Source organism: Streptomyces sp. NPDC127177 (assembly GCF_042672475.1).
In the GTDB taxonomy this organism is placed as follows: domain Bacteria; phylum Actinomycetota; class Actinomycetes; order Streptomycetales; family Streptomycetaceae; genus Streptomyces.
On sequence record NZ_JBHXUW010000031.1, the window covers coordinates 1 to 22,320 of the forward strand.

Annotated in this window: 20 protein-coding genes and 1 other RNA gene; 3 read left to right on the plus strand and 18 right to left on the minus strand. The window is 71.0% G+C overall.

Annotation, left to right across the window (positions count from 1 at the left end; translation table 11 throughout):
* Positions 1 to 77 precede the first annotated feature (77 nt).
* Both ACFVJX_RS20065 and ACFVJX_RS20070 read right to left on the minus strand, forming a co-directional pair.
* Positions 78 to 377: a DUF3039 domain-containing protein gene (locus ACFVJX_RS20065; RefSeq protein ID WP_384129806.1), complete on the minus strand. Its 300-nt coding sequence runs from the start codon at positions 375 to 377 to the stop codon at positions 78 to 80.
* A gap of 30 nt (positions 378 to 407) precedes the next feature.
* Positions 408 to 968: a YqgE/AlgH family protein gene (locus tag ACFVJX_RS20070; RefSeq protein ID WP_384129803.1), complete on the minus strand. Its 561-nt coding sequence runs from the start codon at positions 966 to 968 to the stop codon at positions 408 to 410.
* A gap of 274 nt (positions 969 to 1,242) precedes the next feature.
* On the opposite strand from ACFVJX_RS20070, the gene murA reads away from it, so the two are divergent.
* Complete coding sequence (gene murA, locus ACFVJX_RS20075; protein WP_384129800.1) at positions 1,243 to 2,583, plus strand: UDP-N-acetylglucosamine 1-carboxyvinyltransferase; 1,341 nt, start codon at positions 1,243 to 1,245, stop codon at positions 2,581 to 2,583.
* A 205-nt stretch (positions 2,584 to 2,788) separates the two neighbouring features.
* Here the strand turns inward: murA and ACFVJX_RS20080 are convergent, their stop codons facing one another.
* From ACFVJX_RS20080 to ACFVJX_RS20105, 6 genes are all read right to left on the minus strand, one after another.
* Complete coding sequence (locus tag ACFVJX_RS20080) at positions 2,789 to 3,070, minus strand: HU family DNA-binding protein (RefSeq protein ID WP_003968811.1); 282 nt, start codon at positions 3,068 to 3,070, stop codon at positions 2,789 to 2,791.
* Between the two features lie 340 nt (positions 3,071 to 3,410).
* Positions 3,411 to 4,844: an NAD-dependent malic enzyme gene (locus ACFVJX_RS20085; RefSeq protein WP_384129797.1), complete on the minus strand. Its 1,434-nt coding sequence runs from the start codon at positions 4,842 to 4,844 to the stop codon at positions 3,411 to 3,413.
* 448 nt (positions 4,845 to 5,292) lie between these two features.
* Positions 5,293 to 7,674: a HelD family protein gene (locus tag ACFVJX_RS20090; protein ID WP_384129795.1), complete on the minus strand. Its 2,382-nt coding sequence runs from the start codon at positions 7,672 to 7,674 to the stop codon at positions 5,293 to 5,295.
* A 103-nt stretch (positions 7,675 to 7,777) separates the two neighbouring features.
* A complete protein-coding gene (locus ACFVJX_RS20095; RefSeq protein ID WP_384195447.1) occupies positions 7,778 to 8,608 on the minus strand; it encodes a zf-HC2 domain-containing protein in 831 nt (276 codons plus the stop codon).
* Complete coding sequence (locus tag ACFVJX_RS20100; protein ID WP_384132780.1) at positions 8,605 to 9,198, minus strand: sigma-70 family RNA polymerase sigma factor; 594 nt, start codon at positions 9,196 to 9,198, stop codon at positions 8,605 to 8,607. The genes ACFVJX_RS20095 and ACFVJX_RS20100 overlap by 4 nt, the downstream gene beginning before the upstream one ends.
* A 114-nt stretch (positions 9,199 to 9,312) precedes the next feature.
* Positions 9,313 to 9,921, minus strand: a complete 609-nt coding sequence (locus tag ACFVJX_RS20105; RefSeq protein ID WP_384132792.1) for a CGNR zinc finger domain-containing protein — start codon at positions 9,919 to 9,921, stop codon at positions 9,313 to 9,315.
* 116 nt (positions 9,922 to 10,037) lie between these two features.
* On the opposite strand from ACFVJX_RS20105, the gene ACFVJX_RS20110 reads away from it, so the two are divergent.
* Complete coding sequence (locus ACFVJX_RS20110) at positions 10,038 to 10,583, plus strand: GNAT family N-acetyltransferase (protein WP_384132777.1); 546 nt, start codon at positions 10,038 to 10,040, stop codon at positions 10,581 to 10,583.
* A 24-nt stretch (positions 10,584 to 10,607) separates the two neighbouring features.
* Here the strand turns inward: ACFVJX_RS20110 and ACFVJX_RS20115 are convergent, their stop codons facing one another.
* A complete protein-coding gene (locus ACFVJX_RS20115) occupies positions 10,608 to 11,192 on the minus strand; it encodes a GNAT family N-acetyltransferase (RefSeq protein WP_384132774.1) in 585 nt (194 codons plus the stop codon).
* 106 nt (positions 11,193 to 11,298) lie between these two features.
* On the opposite strand from ACFVJX_RS20115, the gene ACFVJX_RS20120 reads away from it, so the two are divergent.
* Entirely contained in the window at positions 11,299 to 11,868 is a 570-nt protein-coding gene (locus tag ACFVJX_RS20120; RefSeq protein ID WP_384132771.1) for a DUF1772 domain-containing protein, read from the plus strand.
* Here the strand turns inward: ACFVJX_RS20120 and ACFVJX_RS20125 are convergent.
* The 9 genes from ACFVJX_RS20125 to ftsX all read right to left on the minus strand — a co-directional run bounded on the left by ACFVJX_RS20125 (position 11,817) and on the right by ftsX (position 22,304).
* Positions 11,817 to 12,959 carry a uroporphyrinogen-III synthase gene (locus ACFVJX_RS20125; protein ID WP_384132768.1) on the minus strand — a complete coding sequence of 381 codons (1,143 nt, stop codon included), beginning with the start codon at positions 12,957 to 12,959 and terminating at the stop codon, positions 11,817 to 11,819. The two genes, ACFVJX_RS20120 and ACFVJX_RS20125, sit on opposite strands and share 52 nt — an antisense overlap.
* A 129-nt stretch (positions 12,960 to 13,088) precedes the next feature.
* Positions 13,089 to 14,420, minus strand: a complete 1,332-nt coding sequence (locus ACFVJX_RS20130; protein WP_384132765.1) for a nitrate/nitrite transporter — start codon at positions 14,418 to 14,420, stop codon at positions 13,089 to 13,091.
* 128 nt (positions 14,421 to 14,548) lie between these two features.
* The gene (locus ACFVJX_RS20135) at positions 14,549 to 15,916 is read right to left on the minus strand and encodes an acyltransferase (RefSeq protein ID WP_384132762.1); all 1,368 of its coding nucleotides are present in this window, start codon (positions 15,914 to 15,916) and stop codon (positions 14,549 to 14,551) included.
* A complete protein-coding gene (locus ACFVJX_RS20140) occupies positions 15,913 to 18,108 on the minus strand; it encodes a glycosyltransferase (protein ID WP_384132760.1) in 2,196 nt (731 codons plus the stop codon). Before ACFVJX_RS20140 ends, ACFVJX_RS20135 begins: the two co-directional genes overlap by 4 nt.
* A complete protein-coding gene (locus tag ACFVJX_RS20145) occupies positions 18,109 to 18,786 on the minus strand; it encodes a hypothetical protein (RefSeq protein ID WP_384132757.1) in 678 nt (225 codons plus the stop codon). It abuts the gene before it with no gap.
* A gap of 328 nt (positions 18,787 to 19,114) precedes the next feature.
* Positions 19,115 to 19,502, minus strand: a transfer-messenger RNA (tmRNA) gene (gene ssrA / locus ACFVJX_RS20150).
* Positions 19,503 to 19,623: 121 nt separating this feature from the next.
* The gene (gene smpB, locus ACFVJX_RS20155; RefSeq protein ID WP_384132754.1) at positions 19,624 to 20,112 is read right to left on the minus strand and encodes an SsrA-binding protein SmpB; all 489 of its coding nucleotides are present in this window, start codon (positions 20,110 to 20,112) and stop codon (positions 19,624 to 19,626) included.
* Between the two features lie 18 nt (positions 20,113 to 20,130).
* The gene (locus ACFVJX_RS20160) at positions 20,131 to 21,318 is read right to left on the minus strand and encodes a S41 family peptidase (RefSeq protein WP_384132751.1); all 1,188 of its coding nucleotides are present in this window, start codon (positions 21,316 to 21,318) and stop codon (positions 20,131 to 20,133) included.
* Positions 21,319 to 21,386: 68 nt separating this feature from the next.
* The gene (ftsX, locus tag ACFVJX_RS20165) at positions 21,387 to 22,304 is read right to left on the minus strand and encodes a permease-like cell division protein FtsX (protein ID WP_384132748.1); all 918 of its coding nucleotides are present in this window, start codon (positions 22,302 to 22,304) and stop codon (positions 21,387 to 21,389) included.
* Positions 22,305 to 22,320 lie beyond the last annotated feature (16 nt).

The following is a 22,320-nucleotide window of genomic DNA, read 5'->3' on the forward strand; positions in this document are numbered from 1 at the left end:
TCCGGAAAGAGCCCCCGGGGTACGCGATCGCGTACCCCGGGGGCTCTTTCCGGACAGTTCGGTTCCGCTGCCGCGGACTACTTCTTGTCCTGGCCGCCCTTGCCCTTGCCCTTGTCCTTGTCGCCGCCCGCGCCCATGGACTCGTAGATCTCCTTGCACATGGGGCATACCGGGTACTTCTTGGGGTCGCGCCCCGGTACCCAGACCTTGCCGCACAGTGCGACCACGGGGGTGCCCTCCAGGGCACTCGCCATGATCTTGTCCTTCTGGACGTAATGGGCGTAGCGCTCGTGGTCGCCGTCGCCGTTCGACACCTGTGGCGTCGGCTCCACGAGGGTTCCCGTACCTGCCCCGCGCTCGGGCTCAAGAGTGCTCATAACCGCCAAGCGTACTGAAGGACTGGCGCATCAGTTCAGCGAAGGGTCGTCCGGATAGGTGGCGATCATGGCCAGTTCGCTGCGCTGACGCCGCAGGACCGCTCTCCAGAGGCTCTCCGGACGGGGCGACGAGACGTCCCCGGGCTCCGACTCGACGACGTACCAGGCGCCCTCGGAGAGTTCCGACTCCAGCTGCCCGGGCCCCCAGCCCGCGTAGCCGGCGAAGATCCGCAGCGAACCGAGGGCCGCCGCCAGCAGCTCGGGCGGCGCCTCCAGATCCACCAGGCCGATCGCCCCGTAGACCCGGCGCCAGCCCAGAGGCCCCTCGTCCCCCGGGATCACCGCCACACCGAGCGCCGAGTCGAGGGAGACCGGGCCGCCCTGGAAGACGACGTCCGGCTCGCCGGTCAGGCCGGCCCAGGACGTGAGGATGTCACCGACGCCGACAGGGGTCGGGCGGTTGAGGACAACGCCGAGCGAGCCCTCCTCGTCGTGGTCGAGGAGCAGCACCACCGCGCGGTCGAAATTCGGGTCCGCCAGGGCGGGTGTGGCCACGAGCAGCCGCCCTGTGAGCGAGGACACCTCGGTCATGGCAGAAATGATCCCGCATCTTCGGCTTCCGCGGGGGACAAGTGACGCGGTCCTCGCGGTGCACGCCCGAGCGCAGCTCAGGGCGCACGGATGCACGAGGAGCGCACGGCCGGACCGCCATCCGGACGGCAACCCTCCGCGATCAGATGGACGCGGAGCGTGTTGTGACGGATTCATGACGTTCGTACACCACCCCTTCCCTTACGGAAGGAGGGCGTACGGCCATTACCCTTTCGATTGGCCCCCTGCCCGACCACTCCGGAACGCGAGATTCATGACCGGCACAGACGATGTCCTGCTTGTCCACGGCGGAACCCCGCTGGAGGGCGAGATCCGCGTCCGAGGCGCCAAGAACCTGGTGCCGAAGGCAATGGTCGCCGCGCTGCTCGGCAGCGGGCCCAGCCGGCTCCGCAACGTGCCCGACATCCGCGATGTGCGGGTGGTCCGCGGGCTGCTGCAGCTGCACGGTGTGACGGTCCGCCCGGGTGACGAACCGGGCGAGCTGATCCTCGACCCCACGCACGTCGAGAGCGCGAACGTCGCCGACATCGACGCCCACGCGGGCTCTTCGCGCATCCCGATCCTCTTCTGCGGCCCGCTGCTGCACCGGCTGGGCCATGCGTTCATCCCGGGGCTCGGCGGCTGCGACATCGGCGGACGGCCGATCGACTTCCACTTCGACGTGCTGCGCCAGTTCGGCGCGACGATCGAGAAGCGGGCGGACGGTCAGTACCTGGAGGCCCCGCAGCGGCTGCGCGGCACCAAGATCCGGCTGCCGTACCCGTCGGTGGGCTCCACCGAGCAGGTGCTGCTGACGGCCGTGCTGGCCGAAGGCGTCACCGAGCTGTCCAACGCTGCCGTCGAACCGGAGATCGAGGACCTCATCTGCGTACTGCAGAAGATGGGCGCGATCATCTCCATGGACACCGACCGGACCATCCGGATCACCGGTGTCGACCGTCTCGACGGCTACACGCACCGGGCGATCCCGGACCGCCTGGAGGCCGCATCCTGGGCGTCCGCGGCGCTGGCGACCGAGGGCAACATCTACGTCCACGGGGCGCAGCAGCGCTCCATGATGACGTTCCTGAACACCTTCCGCCGGGTCGGCGGCGCCTTCGAGATCGACGACGAGGGCATCCGCTTCTGGCATCCGGGCGGCGCGCTGAACGCCATCGCGCTGGAGACGGACGTGCACCCCGGCTTCCAGACCGACTGGCAGCAGCCGCTGGTCGTGGCGCTGACGCAGGCCGCGGGCCTGTCGATCGTGCACGAGACGGTGTACGAGTCCCGGCTCGGCTTCACCTCGGCGCTCAACCAGATGGGCGCGCACATCCAGCTCTACCGCGAGTGCCTGGGCGGTTCGGACTGCCGCTTCGGCCAGCGCAACTTCCTGCACTCCGCGGTCGTCTCCGGGCCCACGAAGCTCCAGGGCGCGGATCTGGTCATCCCCGACCTGCGCGGTGGCTTCTCGTACCTGATCGCCGCTCTGGCGGCGCAGGGGACGTCCCGGGTGCACGGGATCGACCTGATCAACCGCGGTTACGAGAACTTCATGGAGAAGCTGGAGAAGCTCGGCGCGAAGGTCGAGCTGCCGGGCGGTTCACTCGTCTGAGGCGGGCAATCCGCGGTCGCGGGGGTTCGGAGGCGCCGCCTCCGGGCCCCCGCTTCTCGGTCCGGCCGACCGCAGGGGCCCGGCCGGACCGCCCGGAGGGGTCCGTTCCGGCCTCCGAGAGGCCGGGAACGGCCTTCTGCGGCCCGTACGCCGAAGGGCGGCCACCCTGGTCGGGGTGACCGCCCTCCGTCGTGCCTATGGGGCCTTACTTGCCCTTGGCGGCTTCCTTGAGCTTCGAGCCCGCGGAGACCTTCACGCTGTAGCCGGCCGGGATGTTGATCGGGTCGCCGGTCTGCGGGTTACGAGCGGTGCGAGCGGCACGGTGCGTGCGCTCGAAGGTCAGGAAGCCGGGGATGGTGACCTTCTCGTCGCCCTTGGCGACGATCTCACCGACGGTCTCGGCGAGCGCGGCCAGCACGGCGTCGGCGTCCTTGCGAGTCACCTCGGCGCGGTCGGCCAGGGCGGCCACCAGCTCACTGCGGTTCATGTTGTTACTCCCGTGTTCTTCTTGCCTGTGAGGCGTGAGATCGAAGCCGATGCTGCCAGGGCCCTCGGACAGTCCCCGGACCCGGGTCCGTGTTAGACCCTCGCGCCCCGTGGGGTCTCCCCCGGACGAAGTCCTTGGGAAAGCATCCTGCCCCCACCTGCGGCGGGAAAGCCAATCCGGCACCCGCCGGAGTCACACGAAAAGCGCCACTGCCTCGTAGTGGTGACGTTCCGTCGACTCCCCGAAAGCGGTCCGCAGCGGGTGCGGGGCTCTGCGGGACGCGTCGCCCGCCCACCCTAAAGGGGCGTTTGGGGCGCCGCGACCCGCGACGCGCCGGACATCAGACCGACGTGGGACCCGTCACAGCCGCGCCGGCCGCTTTGGCGGCGTCCCGGACCGCTCCGGCGACCGCTCCGGCGACCTTGTCGTTGAAGACCGACGGGATGATGTAGTTCGCGTTCACCTCGTCCTCGGCGACGACATCGGCGAGGGCGCGCGCGGCGGCGAGCATCATCTCCGTGTTGACGGTGCGGGACTGGGCGTCCAGCAGTCCGCGGAAGACACCGGGGAAGACCAGGACGTTGTTGATCTGGTTGGGGAAGTCGGAGCGGCCGGTGGCCACGACCGCGGCCGTCTCGCGGGCGATCGTCGGGTCGACCTCGGGGTCCGGGTTCGCGAGCGCGAACACGATCGCACCGTCCGCCATGGCCGCGACGTCGTCCCCGTCCAGCACGTTGGGGGCCGAGACGCCGATGAAGACGTCGGCGCCCACGACAGCCTGCTTGAGGGTGCCGGTGACGGACTCCGGGTTGGTGTTGTCGGCGATCCAGCGCAGCGGCGAGTCGGCATCCGCGGAGACCAGGTCCTCGCGGCCGGAGTGCACCACGCCGTGGATGTCGGCGACGACCGCGTGCTTGACGCCCGCGGCGATGAGGAGCTTCAGGATGGCCGTACCGGCCGCCCCGGCGCCGGACATGACGACCCGTACGTCCCCGATGGCCTTGCCCACCACGCGCAGCGCGTTGGTCAGCGAGGCGAGCACGACGATGGCGGTGCCGTGCTGGTCGTCGTGGAAGACGGGGATGTCCAGGGCCTCGCGCAGCCGGGCCTCGATCTCGAAGCAGCGCGGCGCGGAGATGTCCTCCAGGTTGATGCCCGCGAAGCCGGGGGCGATCGCCTTGACGATCTCGACGATGGCATCGGTGTCCTGGGTGTCCAGGCAGATCGGCCAGGCGTCGATGCCGGCGAACCGCTTGAAGAGGGCCGCCTTGCCCTCCATCACCGGGAGGGCGGCCATCGGACCGATGTTGCCGAGGCCGAGCACCGCGGAACCGTCCGTCACGACTGCGACGGAGTTGCGCTTGATGGTCAGACGGCGGGCGTCCTCGGGGTTCTCGGCGATCGCCATGCACACCCGGGCCACACCCGGGGTGTAGATCATCGAGAGGTCGTCACGGTTGCGGATGGGGTGCTTCGACTGCATCTCGATCTTGCCGCCGAGGTGCATCAGGAACGTACGGTCGGACACCTTGCCGAGGATGACGCCCTCGACGTCGCGCAGACCTTCGACGATCTCATCCGCGTGCGACGTGGAGGAGGCCGCGATCGTGACGTCGATCCGAAGCTTGTCGTGGCCGGAAGCGGTCACGTCGAGGCCGGTGACCGAACCACCGGAGGACTCCACGGCCGTGGTGAGCTGGGAGACCGCTGTGCCGCTCGCGGGCACCTCCAGCCTGACCGTCATCGAGTACGAGACGCTGGGCGCCGTTGCCATGGCCGAGTCCTTCGCTTTCCTTAGCTTCATTGCTACGCGGCCGGGTCCGTCGATAGGGGAACAGATCCGCACACGCCTTCAGATATTCGCACCTACCGGTGGGTAGCCGGTAATGACTGCCACACTTCGGAAAGTGTTTTCCACCATACGAGATATGAGGGCCCCAATGGAACCCCCGTTCGCCCTCGTTCGGAGCCGTTCGGACCCGTAAACGAAAACAGACCCACGCCACCGGAGGGTGACGCGGGTCTGTCTTCTTCAGTTAGGTGACACCGGCCCGCCATGCTCGCCTCGCGGCAAGTGGTCGCTCGAAGCGACGAAGGTTGGGCCCGGGGGCTTGGATCGAGCCGGTGCCAACACCAGGCTAACAAACACCCCGGAGAAGTGATTCCCGCAGCGCAGGTTGACCGAAAAAAGGCTCCTGCACCGGCCACCGCCCCGGTAGGCGTCAGTCCCTCAAGAGGTCCGGCACCCCGTCCCCATCAGGCAGATCGCGCTCCCCGGAGACGACCGTGAGCTGCTGCGTCGCCCGCGTCAACGCGACGTACAGCACCCGCAGCCCCGCCGGGGACTCGTCGGCGATCTCCGCGGGCGAGACGACCACCGTGGCGTCGTACTCCAGACCCTTGGCCTCAAGACTGCCGAGCGCGACCACCCGTTCGCCGAGTTCCGCGAGCCACGCACGGGCCTGCGCCCGCCGGTTCATCGCGACGACCACACCGACCGTGCCGTCCACCTCGCCGAGCAGCCGTCGCGCCTCCTCGCGCACCGTGCCGGCCAGATCACCGTCCCGGACGGTGACGAAGCGCGGCTCGACGCCCGTGGAGCGGACGGCGGCCGGTGACTCCATGCCCGGCATCGCGAGTGCGAGGACCTTGGCGGCCAGCTCGGCGATCTCCGCCGGGTTGCGGTAGTTCACGGTCAGGGTGAACCGGCGGCGCGGCCGGTTGCCGAGCGCCTCGTCACGGGCCGCGGCCGCCTCGTCCGGATCGGACCAGGAGGACTGCGCCGGGTCGCCGACGATCGTCCAGGTGGCGTGCCGGCCCCGGCGGCCGACCATGCGCCACTGCATCGGCGTGAGGTCCTGCGCCTCGTCGACGATGACGTGCGCGTACTCCGTGCGCTCGGCCGCGAGCCGCTCCGCCCGCTCCCACTGGGTCTCCTCGCGCTGCGGCATCAGCTCCTCCAGACCGGTGAGGTGGTCCAGCGGATCGGACTCGCGCCTGCGCTTGGGGCGGTTCGGCGTGCCGATCAGATGCTGCAGCTCGTCCAGCATCGCCACGTCGTGGACGGAGAGCGGTCCCTGCCCCGCGCCGTCCAACCGCTTCAGGGAGCGCGCCAGCCGGCGCACCTCCCCCTGGTTCAGGGTCCGCCGCGACCACCGGGCGAGCCGCTTCTCGTCGGACATCGCGGCGAGCACCCCGCGCGGGGTGAGCTCGGGCCACCACGCGTTCAGGAACTCGATGAACGGCGTCTCGGTGGAGACGTCCTCGTCGAACGACGAGCGCAGTTCGGCGGCGAGCTCCGGATCGGTGTAGCGGCCCCGGCCGGACGACCTGCTCCACAGCGCGTCCAGCAGCAGTTTGCGGGCGCGCGGGCGCAGCAGGTTGACCGGTGCGGTGCCGCTGAGCACGTTGTTCCGGATGCGCCGGAGCTCGTCCTCGTTCAGCTCGACGCGGGCGCCGAAGGCGACCACCCGCAGCCGGGTGGGCGTGGCGGCGGCCTCCTGCGGGGCCTCCTCCTCGCCGAACGCCAGCTGGCCGTCGTCCCCGGCGGCCGACCGGACCACCGGCTGCTCCAGCGCCCCGCGGGCCGCCTTGCGCAGCACGTGGAGGATCCGGGACGAGCCCTTGATCCGGGCGACGGCCGGTTCGTCGTACGTGGTGGCGCCCGCGGGCCCGGCCGCCTCGTCCGACAGGGAGCCGACCGCACGGATCGCGACCTGGCCCTCCTCGCCGAGCGAGGGCAGCACCCCTTCGGTGTAGGCGACCAGCAGCGGCGTCGGCGAGACGACGAGGATGCCGCCCGCGTACCGCCGCCGGTCCTGGTAGAGCAGGTAGGCGGCACGGTGCAGGGCGACCGCGGTCTTGCCGGTGCCGGGGCCGCCCGAGACCTCGGTGACCGAGGCGGCGGGCGCACGGATCACCAGGTCCTGCTCGGCCTGGATGGAGGAGACGATGTCCCGCATGGTGTGGCTGCGGGCCTGCCCGAGCGCCGCCATCAGGGCGCCGTCCCCGATGACCGGGAGCTTCTCACCCCCCAGGTACGCGGTCAGTTCGGGACGCATCAGGTCGTCCTCGACGCCGAGGACCCGGCGGCCCTTGGAGCGGATGACCCGGCGGCGTACCACCCGGCCCGGCTCCTTGGGCGTCGACCGGTAGAAGGGCGCGGCGGCCGGCGCGCGCCAGTCGATGACCAGCGGCGCGTAGTCGGAGTCCAGGACCCCGATCCGGCCGATGTGCAGCGTCTCCGCGATATCGGCGGTGCTGTCCTCCCGTACGACGTCGTCGGCCGGCTCGACGGAGGTGAACGCGCCGTCCGGGCCGCGTTCGCCGTCCTTCCCGAGCAGCAGGTCGATCCTCCCGAAGAGGAAGTCCTCGAACTCGCTGTTCAGCCGGTTGAGGTGGATTCCGGCCCGGAACACCTGGGCGTCGCGTTCGGCGAGCGCTCCCGGTGTGCCGACCTGGCCGCGTTTGACGGCATCACTCATGAGAAATTCCGCCTCGTGGATCTTCTCCTCGAGGCGGTGGTAAACACGGTCGAGATGTTCCTGCTCGACACCGATTTCCCGGTCCCGCAACGAATCGACAGCGGCATCCTGCGCGGCCACCGAGACCCCCTTCTGACGTGCATTGGGCAGCCGTCAACCCTATGCGACGCGGGGCCCGTCGCGCACCCGCCACGAGCGTCGATCTCGGCGACCGGGATAACGGTCAGGCGTCGACGCTCACCAGCCGCTTCCCGTCGAACGTCCGCACCTCGAAGTGGTCGATGTCGCTCCGGGCCATCGCCGCCCCGCCGTGGACGTAGAGCGGGTAGGCGGCGGCGGGGTGCGCGGAGGTCTTGACGCCGTACCCCCACCTCGGTACGGACCAGGAGGTGACGACCTCCTCCTCGCCGGTCTTCGAGACCGCGACCAGGCGGCACTTCCGCGGCCCCGTCACGTTCGTCAGCTCCAGCACGGTGTCGGTGCCCCACGGCTCGGGTTCCATGCCGATCGTGGCGGAGACCGCGGTGGTGGGGTCGGTGGCCCGTACCTTCTCCGCCATGCGGTGGAGGAACGCGTCCTCGGCGGGGCCCGTCGGGTACGGGGGGGCCGCCTCGGCCGCGGGCCGGTCGCCGCCGGTGGCCGTCACCGCGAGCACCGGGCCGCCGATGACCAGCACCGCCGCCGCCGCGACCAGATACCGGCCCCGCCGGGTGCGCCGGGCGCGCCGGGCGCGCCGGGCGGTGACCTCGTCGAGCAGTTCAGCGAGCATCCGGGGCGCGGGCGGCCCCGGTACGTGCGGGACGGGAAGCGCGCCGGGCACTCCGGACGGGGACTCGGCGAGCATCGCGAGCATCGGCTCCAGGCCGGCGAACTCGTCGAGACGGGCGCCGCAGCGGGCGCAGCCGGCCAGATGCGCCTCGAAGGCGGCGGCCTCGGCGTCGTCCAGGACGCCCAGGGCGTACGCGCCCGCGGCGTCGTGCCCGGACTCGTCATCGCCCGGGCCGAGGGGGCCGGCCGGCCGGCGCCCGAAGGGCTCCCACTCGTGGTCGCTCATGCCGTGATCCCCCTCTCCTCCAGTACGAGCTTCATCGAGCGCAGGGCGTAGAAGACCCGGGAGCGGACCGTGCCGCTGGGGATGCCGAGCGCCTCGGCGGCCTCGTTGACCGTGCGGCCCCTGAAGTAGGTCTCGACCAGTGCCTCCCGGTGGGCGGGGGTCAGATCGTCGAGCGCGTCCGACAACGTCATCAGCCACAGGGCCCTGTCGATCTCGTCCTCCGCGGGAATGGCATCGAGCGGCGACGGCTCGACCTCGCGCGGCCGGGCCAGGCGGCTCCGGTGGCCGTCGATGACGATCCGCCGGGCGACCGTCACCAGCCAGGGCCGGACGGAACCGGTGGCCCGGCCCAGCGAACCGGCGTTCTTCCAGGCCCGGATGAGCGTCTCCTGCACCACGTCCTCGGCACGCTGCCGGTCCCCGGCGACGAGCCGGAGCACGTAGGCGATCAGCGGCCCGGCGTGTTCGCGGTAGAGCGCGCGCATCAGCTCCTCGTCGGGGGCGGCGGAGGGCGACGGGGGCGGCTTGCCGCGGTGCCGAGCCCCGCGAGGACGGTCGTCGGCCACGGCCGCATCCTTGCGCACCCGCACCTCCCGGTCGAGACCCTGTCGAGCTCCTTGCCCTTCGGTACGGGGATGCGGGGCGAACCATTCAATCCGGGTCCAAGATTCTTTACGGCGGCGGGCGTTGACGGCCCCGGGCGGTCAACGTCCCGCGGGACCGCCCGCCGGACCGGCGTTCCGCCGCCGGTGCCGGGCGACCCGTTCGCGGTTCCCGCACCCCTCGCCGGAGCACCAGCGCCTGCGCCGCCCGCGTGAGGTGTCCAGGTAGATCCGGCGGCAGTTGTCGCCCTCACAGCGGCGCAGCCCGCCCAGGGCCACCGGGTCGGTCAGCAGCTCCACCGCGTCGCGCGCCACGGCGGCCAGCAGCGCCCGGCAGTCGGGTTCGGTGCTGAGCCCGCGCACCAGGGCGCCGCTCCCGGTGCGCACGGCGCGCACGCCGGGCGGGGCTCCGGCGGCGAGGGCGTTGACGCGGTCCAGGGCGCCCTCGGCCCCGCGGCCGTCGAGCTGTGCGGTCAGCAGCCGGTCGACGGCGGTCCTCAACTGCCGGAACAGCACGAGCCAGTTGTGGTCGACGTGGGCGAGCCGGGTGCCCTGCGGCACGGTCCGGGAGGCCACCAGCCAGTCGGCCAGCCGCTCGGGTCTGTCGAGCGGATCGGGGACACCGGGGCTGCCCGCCCCGGTCGCCACCAGGTCCAGACAGAGCCGTCCGGCGTCGAACCGCCAGTCGCACGAGCCCTTGCGCGCCGCCATGCGCATGCCACCGCCTTGGGTCCGGCCGTCGTCCACACCAGAGTGCCCCTCGGAGCCCCCGCCCGTAACCCCTGCCACCGCGCGGGCGGGGGCGGCCCCCCTCGTACGATGCCCGGATGAGCGACCACCCGCGCACCGCCCGCCTCCGGAACGGCTCCCTGGTGCTGCGCCCCTGGCTGCCGGGCGACCTGGAGGTCCTGCTCGACGCCTACCGCGACCCGGCGGTGCGGGCGGGGTCCCGCGCCGCGGTGGCGGACGAGGAGGCGGGAGTGGGCTGGCTGCGGGCCCAGGACGAGGGCCGGGTGTCCGGGCTGCGCTACGGCTTCGCCGTGGTGGACACCTCGCTGGGGGACGGACCGGTCGCAAACGTCGCCCTCGTGTTCCCCTCCCCCGGGTCGGCTTCGGCCGAGGTGGGCTACTGGACGGTCGCCCGGGCCCGTGGCCGCGGGATCGCCCCGGGAGCCCTGCGCACGCTCACGGACTGGGCGTTCGGGTCCTTTGCCGGGGACGGGCTCGTACGGCTTGACCTGCTGCACCAGGTGGACAACGAGGCGTCGTGCCGGGTGGCGGGAAAGGCCGGCTACGGCCTCGCGGAGGTGCTGCCCGCGCATCCGCCGTGGCCGCTGGAAGGACACCGCCACGAGCGCCGGGCGGCCGGCTGACGAGGCCCCGGAGGCTCCGGGCCCTCAGGCTCCGGGCCCGGCCGGTTCCCCGGTCACCGGTCCGTCGTGCAGGATGCGCTGGAAGAGCCGGTGGTCGCGCCATTCGCCGTCGATGTGGAGATACCGCGGGGCGAAGCCGAACTCCTCGAAGCCGCACTTGGCGAGCACCCGCTGCGACGCCGTGTTGTCCGCCACCGTGCCGGCCTCGACGCGGTGCAGCCGCAGCTCGTCCCGGGCCAGATCGCAGATCCGGCGCACGGCGGCGGTGGCCAGCCCGCGGCCGGCGTGACCGACGTCCACCCAGTAGCCGAGCGTGGCGCTGCGGAACGGCCCGAGCACCACGGCGTTGAGGTTGAACCCGCCGATCGCCCGGTCCTGCCCGTCCGCCAGCACCCACGGCATCACGCGCCCCGCCTCGCGTTCGGCCAGCAGCAGGGCCAGTCGCTGCCGCTGCCCCTCCTCGGTGTAGAAGGCCTCGGTCCGTACGGGCTCCCAGGGCCGCATGTACGCACGGCTGCGGGTCATGGAGACCGCGAGAGAGGCGGCATCCGCCTCCGTTACCGGACGGAGCCGTATCTCCGCGTCGAGCCAGTGGGTGTCGTCGATCATCCCTGCACGGTATCCCGGTCCCCCGCACCGGCCCTTGGACGCCCTCGTATGGAACTGCGCGCCCGAGCGATGGATCGGGCCCTCGCGCGCCACTTCACTGGAGACCATGACAACCACCCTGGCCTGCCCGCCGGTCCGCACCCTCAACCACCTCGTGCTCGGTGGCGCGGCCGTCACCACCGGCCTCGTCGCGGGCACGTTCTACGTGTTCTCCTGCGCGGTCATGCCCGCGCTCGGCCGAAGCGACGACCGGACCTTCATCGAGGTGATGCAGAACATCAACGACGTCATCGAGAACCCGGTCTTCTTCGCCGGATTCCTCGGCGCGCTGGTCCTCACCGCGGCCGCCGCCTGGCAGCAGCGCCGTACCCCCGGCCCGCGCGGCCCGCTCGTCGCGGCGCTCGTGGTGTACACCGTCGCCTTCCTGCTCACCTCGGGCGTCAGCGTCCCGCTCAACGAGGCACTCGCACACGCCGGGAACCCGGCGCGCATCGCCGATCCCGCCTCCGTGCGGGAGCGGTTCGAGGACGCGTGGGTCGCCTGGAACGCCGTACGGGCGGTGCTGTGCACGGCCGCCCTCGCCCTCCTGCTGCGGGCCTCGTACCTGATGGCGCGCCGGCTCCCTCAGGAGTCCGCGTACTTGGCGTCCGACGCCGGGTCCAGGGCCAGCCGGTAGCCGCGTTTGACCACCGTCTGGACGATCCGGGGCACGCCGAGCGCGGTACGCAGCCGGGCCATGGCCGTCTCCACCGCGTGCTCGTCCGTACCGCTGCCGGGCAGGGCGCGCAGCAGATCGGCGCGGGCCACCACCCAGCCCGGCTTGCGGGCCAGGGTGTGCAGCAGGGACATCCCGGCCGGTGGTACCGGCCGCAGCTCGTCGTCGACCAGGACGGCGTGGCCGCGGATCTCCACCCGGTGCCCGGCGATGGGCAACGTGCGTGCGCCGGAGGGAAGTTCGCGGCAGAGCAGCTGGACGAGCGGGCCGAGCCGGAAGCGCTCCGGCTGGACGGTGTCCACCCCGCGGGCCTGCAACGGCAGTGCGGTGACCGGTCCGACGCAGGCCGATACGACGCCGTCGCGCAGGGCGCCCAGCAGTTCGGGCAGCAGGCCGCGCTCCTCGGCCCGGCGCAGCAGCGAGGCGGCGGCCGGGGCGCTGGTGAAGGTGAGCGCGTCCAGACCGCGGGCGATGGTGAGGTCGAGGAGCCGGTCGAGCGGGGTGATGTCCTCGGGCGGCATCCAGCGGTAGACGGGGACGCCGATGACCTCGGCCCCGGCGGCCCTCAGTGACTCCACGAAGCCGGGGAGCGGTTCGCCGTGCAACTGGAGCGCGATGCGGCGGCCCTCGACGCCCTCCGCCAGGAGCCGTTCCAGCACCTCCGCCATGGATTCCGAGGCGGGCGACCACGCCTCGATGAGCCCGGCGGCCCGGACCGCGCCCTTGACCTTGGGGCCGCGGGCCAGCAGCTCCACGCCGCGCAGCCGGTCCAGCAGCTGGGCGCCGATGCCCCAGCCGTCGGCGGCCTCGATCCAGCCCCGGAAGCCGATCGCCGTGGTGGCGAGGACCACGTCGGGGACGCTCTCGATGAGTTCCTCGGTGGCCGCGAGCAGTTCGCTGTCGTCGGCGAGCGGCACGATCCGCAGGGCGGGTGCGTGCACCACGGTGGCGCCCCGTCGCCGCAGCAGCGTGCCGAGCTCCTCCGCCCGGCGCGCGGCGGTGACGCCGACCGTGAAGCCCGCGAGGGGCCCGTGCTGTTCGTCGTCGCTCATATGGTCTTCCCGGCTCTCGTCCCGCTGCTGCTCGATGGTGCGGAGGACCGAGACTGCCAACGATGCGTGACAGGCTCGGTTCACCCGTATTTCCCGCCCGTTACGTCACCCGACACCATCCCGCCATCATCACACCTCGGCGTAGCTGAGCTGCGGCTTCGCCGGGACCGGAGCGGTGCGGCGAAGGTATACCGCCCAGGTGAGCCCGAAACACACACCGTAGAAGACCAGGAAGGACCAGAAGGCCGCCGTTCCGGTGCCCGAGGCCTGGAAGGACTGCCGGAAGGCGAGGTTGATGGCGAGCCCGCCCAGCGCCCCGACCGCCCCGATGAGCCCCATGGCCGCCCCGGACAGCCGCCGCCCCCGGGCCGCCGCCGCCTCGCCGCGCAGCCCGCGCGCGACCGCCTTGGCGTGGAAGATGCCCGGGATCATCTTGTACGTCGATCCGTTGCCGAGCCCGGTCAGCACGAACAGTGCGGTGAAGCCGGTCAGGAACACGGTGAGCGACTCGATGCCGGAGGCGTACACGACGACACCGGTCGCCGCGGCCATCGCGGCGAAGTTCGCCATGGTGATGCGGGCGCCGCCGTACCGGTCGGCGAGCCGGCCGCCCACCGGCCTGACCAGCGAGCCCAGCAGCGGGCCGATGAAGGTGAGCGAGGCGGCCTCCAGCGGGGTCCGGCCGAACTGGGTCTGCAGGACGAGGCCGAAGGCGAAGCTGTAGCCGATGAAGGAGCCGAACGTGCCGATGTAGAGCACCGCCATGATCCAGGTGTGCCGATCGCGCACGGCCTCCCTGGCGGCCCCGGTGTCGTTCTGCACGGGAGCCAGGTTGTCCATGAAGGCCGCGGCGCACAGCGCGGCGACGAGGATCAGCGGAATGTACGCGCCGAGCACGATCCGCGGATGCGTGGCGCCCGCCGTCCCGATGACCAGCAGCCCGGCGAGCTGGACGACGGGCACCCCGATGTTGCCGCCGCCCGCGTTGAGGCCGAGCGCCCAGCCCTTCTTCCGCAGCGGGAAGAAGGCGTTGATGTTCGTCATGGACGAGGCGAAGTTCCCGCCGCCGATCCCGGTGAGCGCGGACACCACCATGAAGGTGGTGTACGAGGTGCCCGGCTCCATCACCGCATAGGCGGCGACGGTCGGCAGCAGCAGGGTGAGTGCGCTGAACACGGTCCAGTTCCGTCCGCCGAACCGGGCCACGGCGAAGGTGTACGGCACCCGGGCGACCGCACCGACCAGCGTCGCGGTGGAGATCAGGAAGAACTTGCCCGCCGGGTCCACCCCGTACTCCGGTCCCATGAACAGGACCATCACCGACCACAGGGTCCAGACCGAGAAACCGATGTGCTCGGAGAGGACGGAGAACCACAGGTTCCGGCGGGCGATCCGCTCGCCCTTCTCCCGCCAGAACGTCTCGTCCTCGGGTTCCCACTGCTCGATCCAACGGCCGGCCATGACGCGCCTCCACAGGGGGTCGGGGTGTTGTCCCCGACGCTAGGGAGCGCGCGTTTCGGCGCGGTGCCGTGAGGTGACCGGTGCGCAACCTTGCTCTCACCGGGCCGGCGAAGGCCCGGTGAGGGCGGTCACCACCTGGGCGGTCCCGGGGTGCCGGGCGGTTCCGTTGTACCGGCCGGTTCCGGTGTGCCTGCCCGGGCGGCGCGCTTCCCGGTCCGCTTCGGTGCGCCGTTGGGCCAGAGCCTCGGCCGCCGTTTGGCCGCCACGTCCTCGACCCAGCCGATCGCGACGATCATCACCCCTATCAGGGGCCATATCAGGATCAGCACGAGCACGTCGTACGAGGCGTCGATGTACGTGTCGAGGTGGTCGCCGACCCAGGGGATGTTCCACAGCTGGTCGATGATCGGCATCGCCGCCATGAGCAGCATGTTGTGCCAGAGGTAGATCGTCACGGCCCGGTTGTTGGCCAGGGTGATCGGGCTGTCCCAGCCGGCGAGGCGGCCGGGCAGCTCCTTCCAGGAGGGCGCGTACTGGAGCAGGATCGCGCAGAAGCCCAGCGACCAGGTGGCCTGGGCGAGCGGGATCTCGTCCAGGTTCCAGCCCTCGTCGGTCAGGTGTCCGGACGCCCACCAGAGGCCGAAGGCCATGATCATCGCGGCGGACGAGACCGAGATGTAGCGCGGGATCTGTCGCAGCAGCCCGTCGTTGTGGGCGAAGCCCAGGATCCAGCAGGAGCCGAAGGTACCGAAGTCGACGAGCGCCTCGCCCGTCGCCCCGGGGACGCTGACCAGGCCGGTGCCGATGACGGCGGTGAGGCCGATCGGCGCGAGCAGCGTCGCCCACGGCAGTCTGCGGAAGGCCTTCAGCAGCAGCGGGGAGGCCAGGACGAACCACAGGTAGGCGCGGATGTACCAGAGCGGGCCCGCCGCCTGCTCGGCCCACGACTGCTCCAGGAAGCCGCTCTCGGAACCGCTCTCCCAGGGGAACGGGGGTGAGCCGACGGGAAGGATGTAGCAGCCCAGCTTGAGGAACCACCAGATGCCCTCCTCCCGTACCGGCTTGAGCCCCATCACGAACATCATCGGTACGACGAGGGCGGCGAACGCCCACATCGGCGGCAGCAGCCTGCGCAGCCTGCCCCGGATGACGCTCAGGGCGGGCCGGGCCAGCGACCGGGCCATCAGGGAGCCGGCCAGGGCGAACATCACGCCCATGGACGGGAACAGGATGGTCAGCCAGGCCCAGCCGAACAGGTGGAAGACGACGACGCGGACGAGCGCCACGGCACGGAGCAGGTCGAGATAGCGGTCCCGGCCGCCCCCCTTCGCCGCGGCGGCCGGTGCCTTCGCGTGCGAGGGCGCCGCCGCCCCGGCCCCGGGCACCGGCCCCTGCGGGGTGGCGGCCGGCGGGTACGGCGCCTGCACCGGGAACGGCACGGTGTGCGGCTCCGGCGGCTGCTGCGGGTACGCGGAGGGATAGCTCGGGTGGGTCATGCGACGGGCCTCCGGTCGTTGCTGCTCCCCCGCCGCCGGCCGGTCATCGAGCCGGGCGCCTCCACGACGCCGGTGCGGCGCAGCTTCTGCCAGCGCAGCCGGCCACCGGTGAGAGCGGTGATCCAGGACTGGAGCAGCACCACGTACATGAGCTGCCGGTAGAGGATCTGCTGGAGGGGCAGCGAGATCAGGTGCGTCATGCGTTCCCGGTCGAGCCGGAAGGCGTACGCGGCGCAGACCGCCTGCACGGCGAGGACGCCGAGCCAGGCGACGACCGTCTGCTGGGTGGGGCCGAAGACGAGTCCGTAGAGCAGGAAGACGTCGATGAGGGGCGCGAGCAGCGGGGCGACGACCATGAAGAGGGCGACGAACGGCAGGCCCACGCGTCCGAACCGGCCGGACGGCCCGCGTTCGACGACCGCGCGGCGGTGCTTCCAGATCGCCTGCATCGTGCCGTACGACCACCGGTAGCGCTGCGACCACAGCTGCTGCACGGACTCCGGCGCCTCGGTCCAGGCGCGGGCGTTCTCCGCGTAGACGACGCGCCAGCCGTCCCGGTGCAGGGCCATCGTGACGTCGGTGTCCTCGGCGAGGGTGTCCTCGCTCATCCCGCCGATCCGGTCCAGCGCGTCACGGCGGAACGCCCCGACCGCGCCGGGGATGGTGGGCATGCAGCGCAGCAGGTCGTACATCCGGCGGTCGAGGTTGAAGCCCATCACGTACTCGATGTGCTGCCAGGCCCCGATGAGCGAGTCGCGGTTGCCGACCTTGGCGTTGCCTGCGACGGCTCCGACCCGCGGGTCCGCGAAGGGCTGCACCAGTTCACGGACGGTGGCCGGTTCGAAGACCGTGTCGCCGTCCATCATCACGATGATGTCGTGGCGGGCGTGCGCGATGCCGTTGTTGAGGGCGGCGGGCTTCCCCCCGTTGCGCTGGCGCACCACCCGTACGTTCGGCAGCCGCATCGCCTCGACGATGTCCGCGGTGCCGTCCGTGGAGCCGTCGTCGATGACGATGACTTCGACCGGATAGTCACTTGCCACCAGGGAGCGCACCGTGTTGGCGATGCACTCGCGCTCGTTGTACGCGGGCACCAGGACGGTCACCGGGCGGGTCACCGGCTCACCCCAGCGGAAGTCCCGTTTCCGGACCCGGCGGGCGTGCACGAAGGAGAGCAGCAGCATCAGCCCGAAGCGGCTGATGACCAGCACCCCGATGACGGCGAGACCGGCCACCATCACATCGGTGATGTGGTCCGAGACGCCGACGGCGTAGACGAACGCCTTGCCCTTCCAGAGGGCGAGACCACTGACGGGGGTGTGCGCGCTGGGGCCGCCGAGGGCGGCGGTGAGGTTGGCGAACTCGTATCCCTGGCCCTGCATCCTGGGCAGGAAGCGGTCGAGTGCGGCCACGGTCTCGGACCGGTCGCCGCCGGAGTCGTGCATCAGGACGATGGCGCCCTTGCCGTGCTTCGGTGTGGCGTTCTTGATGATGGTGCGGACACCGGGGCGCTTCCAGTCCTCGCTGTCGGTGTTGTTGACGACGGTGAGGTAGCCGCGGCTGCCTATGTACTGGGCGACCGGCCAGGACTTGTCGTCCATGGCGTCGGCGAAGGAGGAGTACGGGGGCCGGAAGAGCGAGGTACGAATTCCGGCCGCGCCCGCCAGCACCAGTTGGTTCTGCGAGAGCTCCCAGTCGATGCGGGAGTGGGACTGGTAGGAGAGGTCGGGGTGGTTGAAGGTGTGCAGCCCCACCTCGTGCCCCTCCTTGACCATGCGCTCCACCAGCTCGGGATAGCGCGAGGCCATGGTGCCGGTGACGAAGAAGACGGCGTGCGCGTCGTACTCCTTGAGCTTGTCGAGCACGCGCGGGGTCCACTCGGGGTCCGGGCCGTCGTCGAAGGTCAGCACGATGCGGTGATCGGGGATGCGCAGGGACTTGGCCGGTTCCGTCGCGCTGCGCGCGTCGATGACCGGTCCGCCTTCGAGGATCTGATCGGGCACCTGATCGGTGGCCGCCGGTGGCTGGATCCGGTGGTCGGCATGGATCTCGCTGTGCACGTATCCACGCAGCATCAGCATGGCGAGCAGGGCGACAAGAAGCAGGAACGGCAGCAGATAGCGCAGGGGGAGCCTGCGCCTGCGGATCTGCTTCTTGCGGTTGTGCCTGCCCCGCGGTACGGGGATGGTCATCTACTTGGCGCCTTCTTGGTCTTGCACAGGAGGTTCCGGAGTCTCCGCGGGCGGGGTCGTGGTGTCCGGCGGAGGGCTCTCCGGATCGCCGCTGGGCGCCACGGGGCCGACGGGCGGGGCCGAGACCGAGGTGTCGGCGGACGGCGTTTTTGCGCCACCGCCACCGCCCGCACCACCGGCGGAGCCTCCCGCGGTCTCGGTGCCTGCCTTGGGCGGGGCGGCGGTGGCCGATGCCGAAGAGCCGGCGCCCGGCGTCGACGAGGCTCCGGCCGCGGAGCCGCCCGGCGCCGCTGCGCCGGTCCCGTCGACCGGGGCGGACGGCGAGGAGCTGGGTGTCGCACCCGGTGACACCGGGGCGCCCGCGCTCTCGCCGGGGGCGGCGGGCACCTCCACCTCCTCCGCCTTCTTGTGCTCCTCCTGGCCGGAAAGCGGCAGGAAGGGAGCGCTGGAGTTGCCGCCGAGGACAGCGCCGACGAGCACCACCGCGAAACAGACACAGACGGCGGCCACGACCCAGCCGAGCCGCCGGAGGTTCTTGCTGCGCCGACCGCTCTCGTCGACGAAGACGGGGCCGTCGGAGCCGTCCGGCGCGCCCGGTTCCGGGAGCAGCTCGGAGAGCTGTCGTCCCAGTCCGTCGAGCTGGATGGTGACTTCGTTCGGCTCGTGTGTGTGCCCCACCTGGGCACCTTCACGCCAAGTTTCCACTGTTGTACGCACTTCCCCCACTCAGGATCGGGTGCGCGCAACTGACCGGTTATATGCCGCCGGACCGGGCCCCCACCCTGTCCGCGCCCCCCCACCACAGTGCACCCGGACGACGAATGTAGCGCACGCCGACGACACTTCGACCCCACAGTGACGTGTTGTTCACCATGAGAGACGAGGCCTGAACGCACGCCGGGGGCGCACGCCCCCCCACGCCCCCGTGGGCGGTCCGCCGCCCCGCGGGCAGCAAAAAACGAGGACCCCGTTGCCGGTGGCAACGGGGTCCTCGTTCACATGGGAATTGTGGAGATGGCGGGAATCGAACCCGCGTCCAACGGTGCGGAACCAGGGCTTCTCCGAGTGCAGTTCGCTGCGCTTTTCTCGGCCCCGGAGGTCACGCGAACAAGCCTCCGACAGGCCCAGTCACTGTTTGATTTCCTTCAGGGCCCCGTGACCGGGCCTAGAAGTTTAGATCCCTTAATGATGCCAGGATCCGGGTCGGGATCACCCCCGGGCTGACACTCCGCAGAGTCTTCGCTTAGCTGCTAATTAGGCAGCGAGGGCGAAGGCGGAGGAATCGCGCTTGGAATTGGCGATTATTGGTTGCGACATATGGTTAACGAGATCATTGCCGCTTCCTCGACTCGCTTCCCCTGCTTCGACATCCGCTGTCGAAACCGATCATCCCCATGTTGATTTTTCAAAGGTGGTACACACCCCGTGGGGTGCAGTGCCATCGTACGTGACCAACGCACGACGATGCCAGCGTATTCCCGGCGGACCGGCCGGTGGCCGGTGCCCCGTGCCCGGTCAGGCGGCCCGCTGGCGGCGGCGCGCCGCCGAGATCGCCCGGTTCGTCTCCCTCGTGTCCTGCTTCTCGCGCAGCGTCTGCCGCTTGTCGTACTCCTTCTTGCCCTTCGCCAGCGCGATCTCGACCTTGACCCGGCCGTTCACGAAGTACAGGGAGAGCGGCACGATCGTGTGCCCGGTCTCCTGCGACTTCGACTCCAGCTTGTCGATCTCGGCCCGGTGCATCAGCAGCTTGCGCTTGCGCTTGGCCGAGTGGTTGGTCCAGGTGCCCTGGACGTACTCCGGGACGTGGATGTTGTGCAGCCACGCCTCGCCGCCGTCGATCTGCACGAAGCCGTCCACCAGGGAGGCCCGGCCCATGCGCAGCGATTTGACCTCGGTGCCCATCAGCACGAGGCCGCACTCATGGGTGTCGAGGATGGTGTAGTCGTGACGCGCCTTCTTGTTCTGCGCGATGATCTTGCGCCCGGTGTCCTTTTCCTTAGCCATAGTGCGGCCATTTTCGCACTACGACCCACCCCCGAGGCCACTCAATACCGACTCGGCCCGCTCCTGGGCCCGTGAGCTCACCGCGAGGTCCGGCGTGATGCCCCGGTTGTCGATGCTCCGGCCCGCCGGAGTCCGGTAGTGGCCCACGGTCAGCTCGGCCACCGAACCGCCGGCGAGCTTGCTCGGCATCTGGACCGATCCCTTGCCGAAGGTGCGGGAACCGACGGTGACCGCGCGCCCCCGGTCCTGCAGGGCGCCGGTCAGGAGTTCGGCCGCGCTCATCGTGCCGCCGTCCATCAGGACGACGACGGGGCGCTCGGTGTCGCCCCCCGCGTCCGCGTACAGGGCGCGCTGGTCCCCGTGCACGTCGTAGGTGGCGACCAGGCCGCCGTCCAGGAAGGCGGAGGCGGCGGTGACGGCCTCCGTGACCAGCCCGCCCGAGTTGCCGCGCAGGTCCAGCAGCACCCCCGCGCCCGCCGGTGCCTCCCGGACCGCGTCACGGACCTCGGCACCCGATCCCTTGGTGAACGAGTCGACGTCGATCAGTACAGCTGCGGAGGAATCGGAACGGTCCGGTCCGATCCGGCGCACGGTGACGGCCTCGGTGGTGAGGCGGGCCCGGTGCAGGGTCTCGGTGCGGGCGACGGAACCCCGCTGCACGCCCAGGACGACGGGGCTCCCCGCCACCGCGCCGGTACGGTCGCCGCGCAGCCGGGCCACGACGTCGGCGACCGGGCGCCGGTCGACCCGGCTGCCGTCGATCGTGCGGAGCAGGTCGCCCGCGCGGATACCGGCCCGGTCGGCGGGGCTGCCGGGCTGGACCCGGGCGACGGCGACCAGCCCGTCCGCGGAGCGTCTGGCCGCGATCCCGACGCCCGTGTACGAACCGTCGAGGGCCTGCTCGAACTCCTGGTACTCACGCTCGTCGTACACCGCGCCCCAGCGGTCCCCGCTGCGGCTGACGGCCTCCTCGGCCGCCTCCGTGCCGGATTTGCCGTCCGCCACGGCATCGGCCGCCGCGTCGGCCACCGCGTCGCGGTCGGCGAAGGAGGCGACGGACCGGGCCTTTATCTCCGGTGCGTGCCCGTCGCCGTGCGGCAGCGAGCCGGTGGCGGCGGCCGTGGCGAGCACGCTCGCGAAGACCAATGTCAGGGCCGCCCCGCGGCAGAGCCCGCGGGGACCGACTCGGGGAACAGGGTCCGGCATGGCGCCGAGTCTAGGACAACGCCCCGGGGGCGCACGGCCGGTTGGCCGCGCGCCGCACGGGGCGCTTGTCACACCTTGAGGTACTTGCGCAGCGCGAAGAGAGCGGCAACCGCGGGCATCAGCAGGCCGATCGCCAGCACCAGCGGGAGCTTGGTGAGGACCGCCTCCCAGCCGATGAAGTCGATCAGATTCAGCTTGTCCTGGAGGGCGAGACCGCCGTCGATCAGGAAGTAGCGCCCGGCCAGCAGCATGACGCAGGCCAGCACACCGCCGATCAGACCGGCGAACGCGGCCTCCATGATGAACGGCATCTGGATGTAGAAGCCGGAGGCACCGACGAGCCGCATGATGCCCGTCTCGCGCCGTCGGCTGAACGCGGAGACCCGGACCGTGTTCACGATCAGCATCAACGCGATGACCAGCATCAGCGCCATCACGAAGAGCGCGGCGACGTTCATGCCGTTCATCAGCCCGAAGAGGTTGTCCAGGATGCTTCTCTGGTCCTGGACCGACTGCACCCCGTTGCGGCCTGCGAAGGCGGTGGCGACGACCTTGTACTTCGTCGGGTCGTGGAGCTTGACGCGGAAGGACTCCGGCATCTGGTCCGGCGTGATGTTCCCCGCCATCGGGGAGTCGCCGAACTCCTCCTGGTAGTGCTTGTACGCCTCGTCCGACGACTCGTACGTCACCGTCTCGACGACGTCCATCTTCTTGAGATCGCCCTCGATCTCCTTCTTCTGCTCAGCGGTGACCGCACCCTTGGCGCACTGGACCACCGTCTCCGCATCCCCCTTGCCGCAGAGGTAGATGGAGACGTTGACCTTGTCGTACCAGTAGTCCTTCATCGTGCTGACCTGCTCGCGCATGAGCAGCGCGCCGCCGAACAGGGCGAGCGAGAGGGCGACGGAGACGACGACGGCGAAGGTCATCGTGAGGTTGCGACGGAGGCCGACGCCGATCTCCGACAGGACGAACTGGGCGCGCATGGCGTCCTTTCAGTGC

Bases quoted from the DNA above. Each gene is read 5' to 3' on its own strand.
- ACFVJX_RS20065 (WP_384129806.1), bottom strand. From the start codon at position 377: ATGAGCACTCTTGAGCCCGAGCGCGGGGCAGGTACGGGAACCCTCGTG.
- ACFVJX_RS20070 (WP_384129803.1), bottom strand. From the start codon at position 968: ATGACCGAGGTGTCCTCGCTCACAGGGCGGCTGCTCGTGGCCACACCC.
- murA (WP_384129800.1), top strand. From the start codon at position 1,243: ATGACCGGCACAGACGATGTCCTGCTTGTCCACGGCGGAACCCCGCTG.
- ACFVJX_RS20080 (WP_003968811.1), bottom strand. From the start codon at position 3,070: ATGAACCGCAGTGAGCTGGTGGCCGCCCTGGCCGACCGCGCCGAGGTG.
- ACFVJX_RS20085 (WP_384129797.1), bottom strand. From the start codon at position 4,844: ATGGCAACGGCGCCCAGCGTCTCGTACTCGATGACGGTCAGGCTGGAG.
- ACFVJX_RS20095 (WP_384195447.1), bottom strand. From the start codon at position 8,608: ATGAGCGACCACGAGTGGGAGCCCTTCGGGCGCCGGCCGGCCGGCCCC.
- ACFVJX_RS20105 (WP_384132792.1), bottom strand. From the start codon at position 9,921: ATGGCGGCGCGCAAGGGCTCGTGCGACTGGCGGTTCGACGCCGGACGG.
- ACFVJX_RS20110 (WP_384132777.1), top strand. From the start codon at position 10,038: ATGAGCGACCACCCGCGCACCGCCCGCCTCCGGAACGGCTCCCTGGTG.
- ACFVJX_RS20115 (WP_384132774.1), bottom strand. From the start codon at position 11,192: ATGATCGACGACACCCACTGGCTCGACGCGGAGATACGGCTCCGTCCG.
- ACFVJX_RS20120 (WP_384132771.1), top strand. From the start codon at position 11,299: ATGACAACCACCCTGGCCTGCCCGCCGGTCCGCACCCTCAACCACCTC.
- ACFVJX_RS20125 (WP_384132768.1), bottom strand. From the start codon at position 12,959: ATGAGCGACGACGAACAGCACGGGCCCCTCGCGGGCTTCACGGTCGGC.
- ACFVJX_RS20130 (WP_384132765.1), bottom strand. From the start codon at position 14,420: ATGGCCGGCCGTTGGATCGAGCAGTGGGAACCCGAGGACGAGACGTTC.
- ACFVJX_RS20135 (WP_384132762.1), bottom strand. From the start codon at position 15,916: ATGACCCACCCGAGCTATCCCTCCGCGTACCCGCAGCAGCCGCCGGAG.
- ACFVJX_RS20140 (WP_384132760.1), bottom strand. From the start codon at position 18,108: ATGACCATCCCCGTACCGCGGGGCAGGCACAACCGCAAGAAGCAGATC.
- smpB (WP_384132754.1), bottom strand. From the start codon at position 20,112: ATGGCTAAGGAAAAGGACACCGGGCGCAAGATCATCGCGCAGAACAAG.
- ACFVJX_RS20160 (WP_384132751.1), bottom strand. From the start codon at position 21,318: ATGCCGGACCCTGTTCCCCGAGTCGGTCCCCGCGGGCTCTGCCGCGGG.
- ftsX (WP_384132748.1), bottom strand. From the start codon at position 22,304: ATGCGCGCCCAGTTCGTCCTGTCGGAGATCGGCGTCGGCCTCCGTCGC.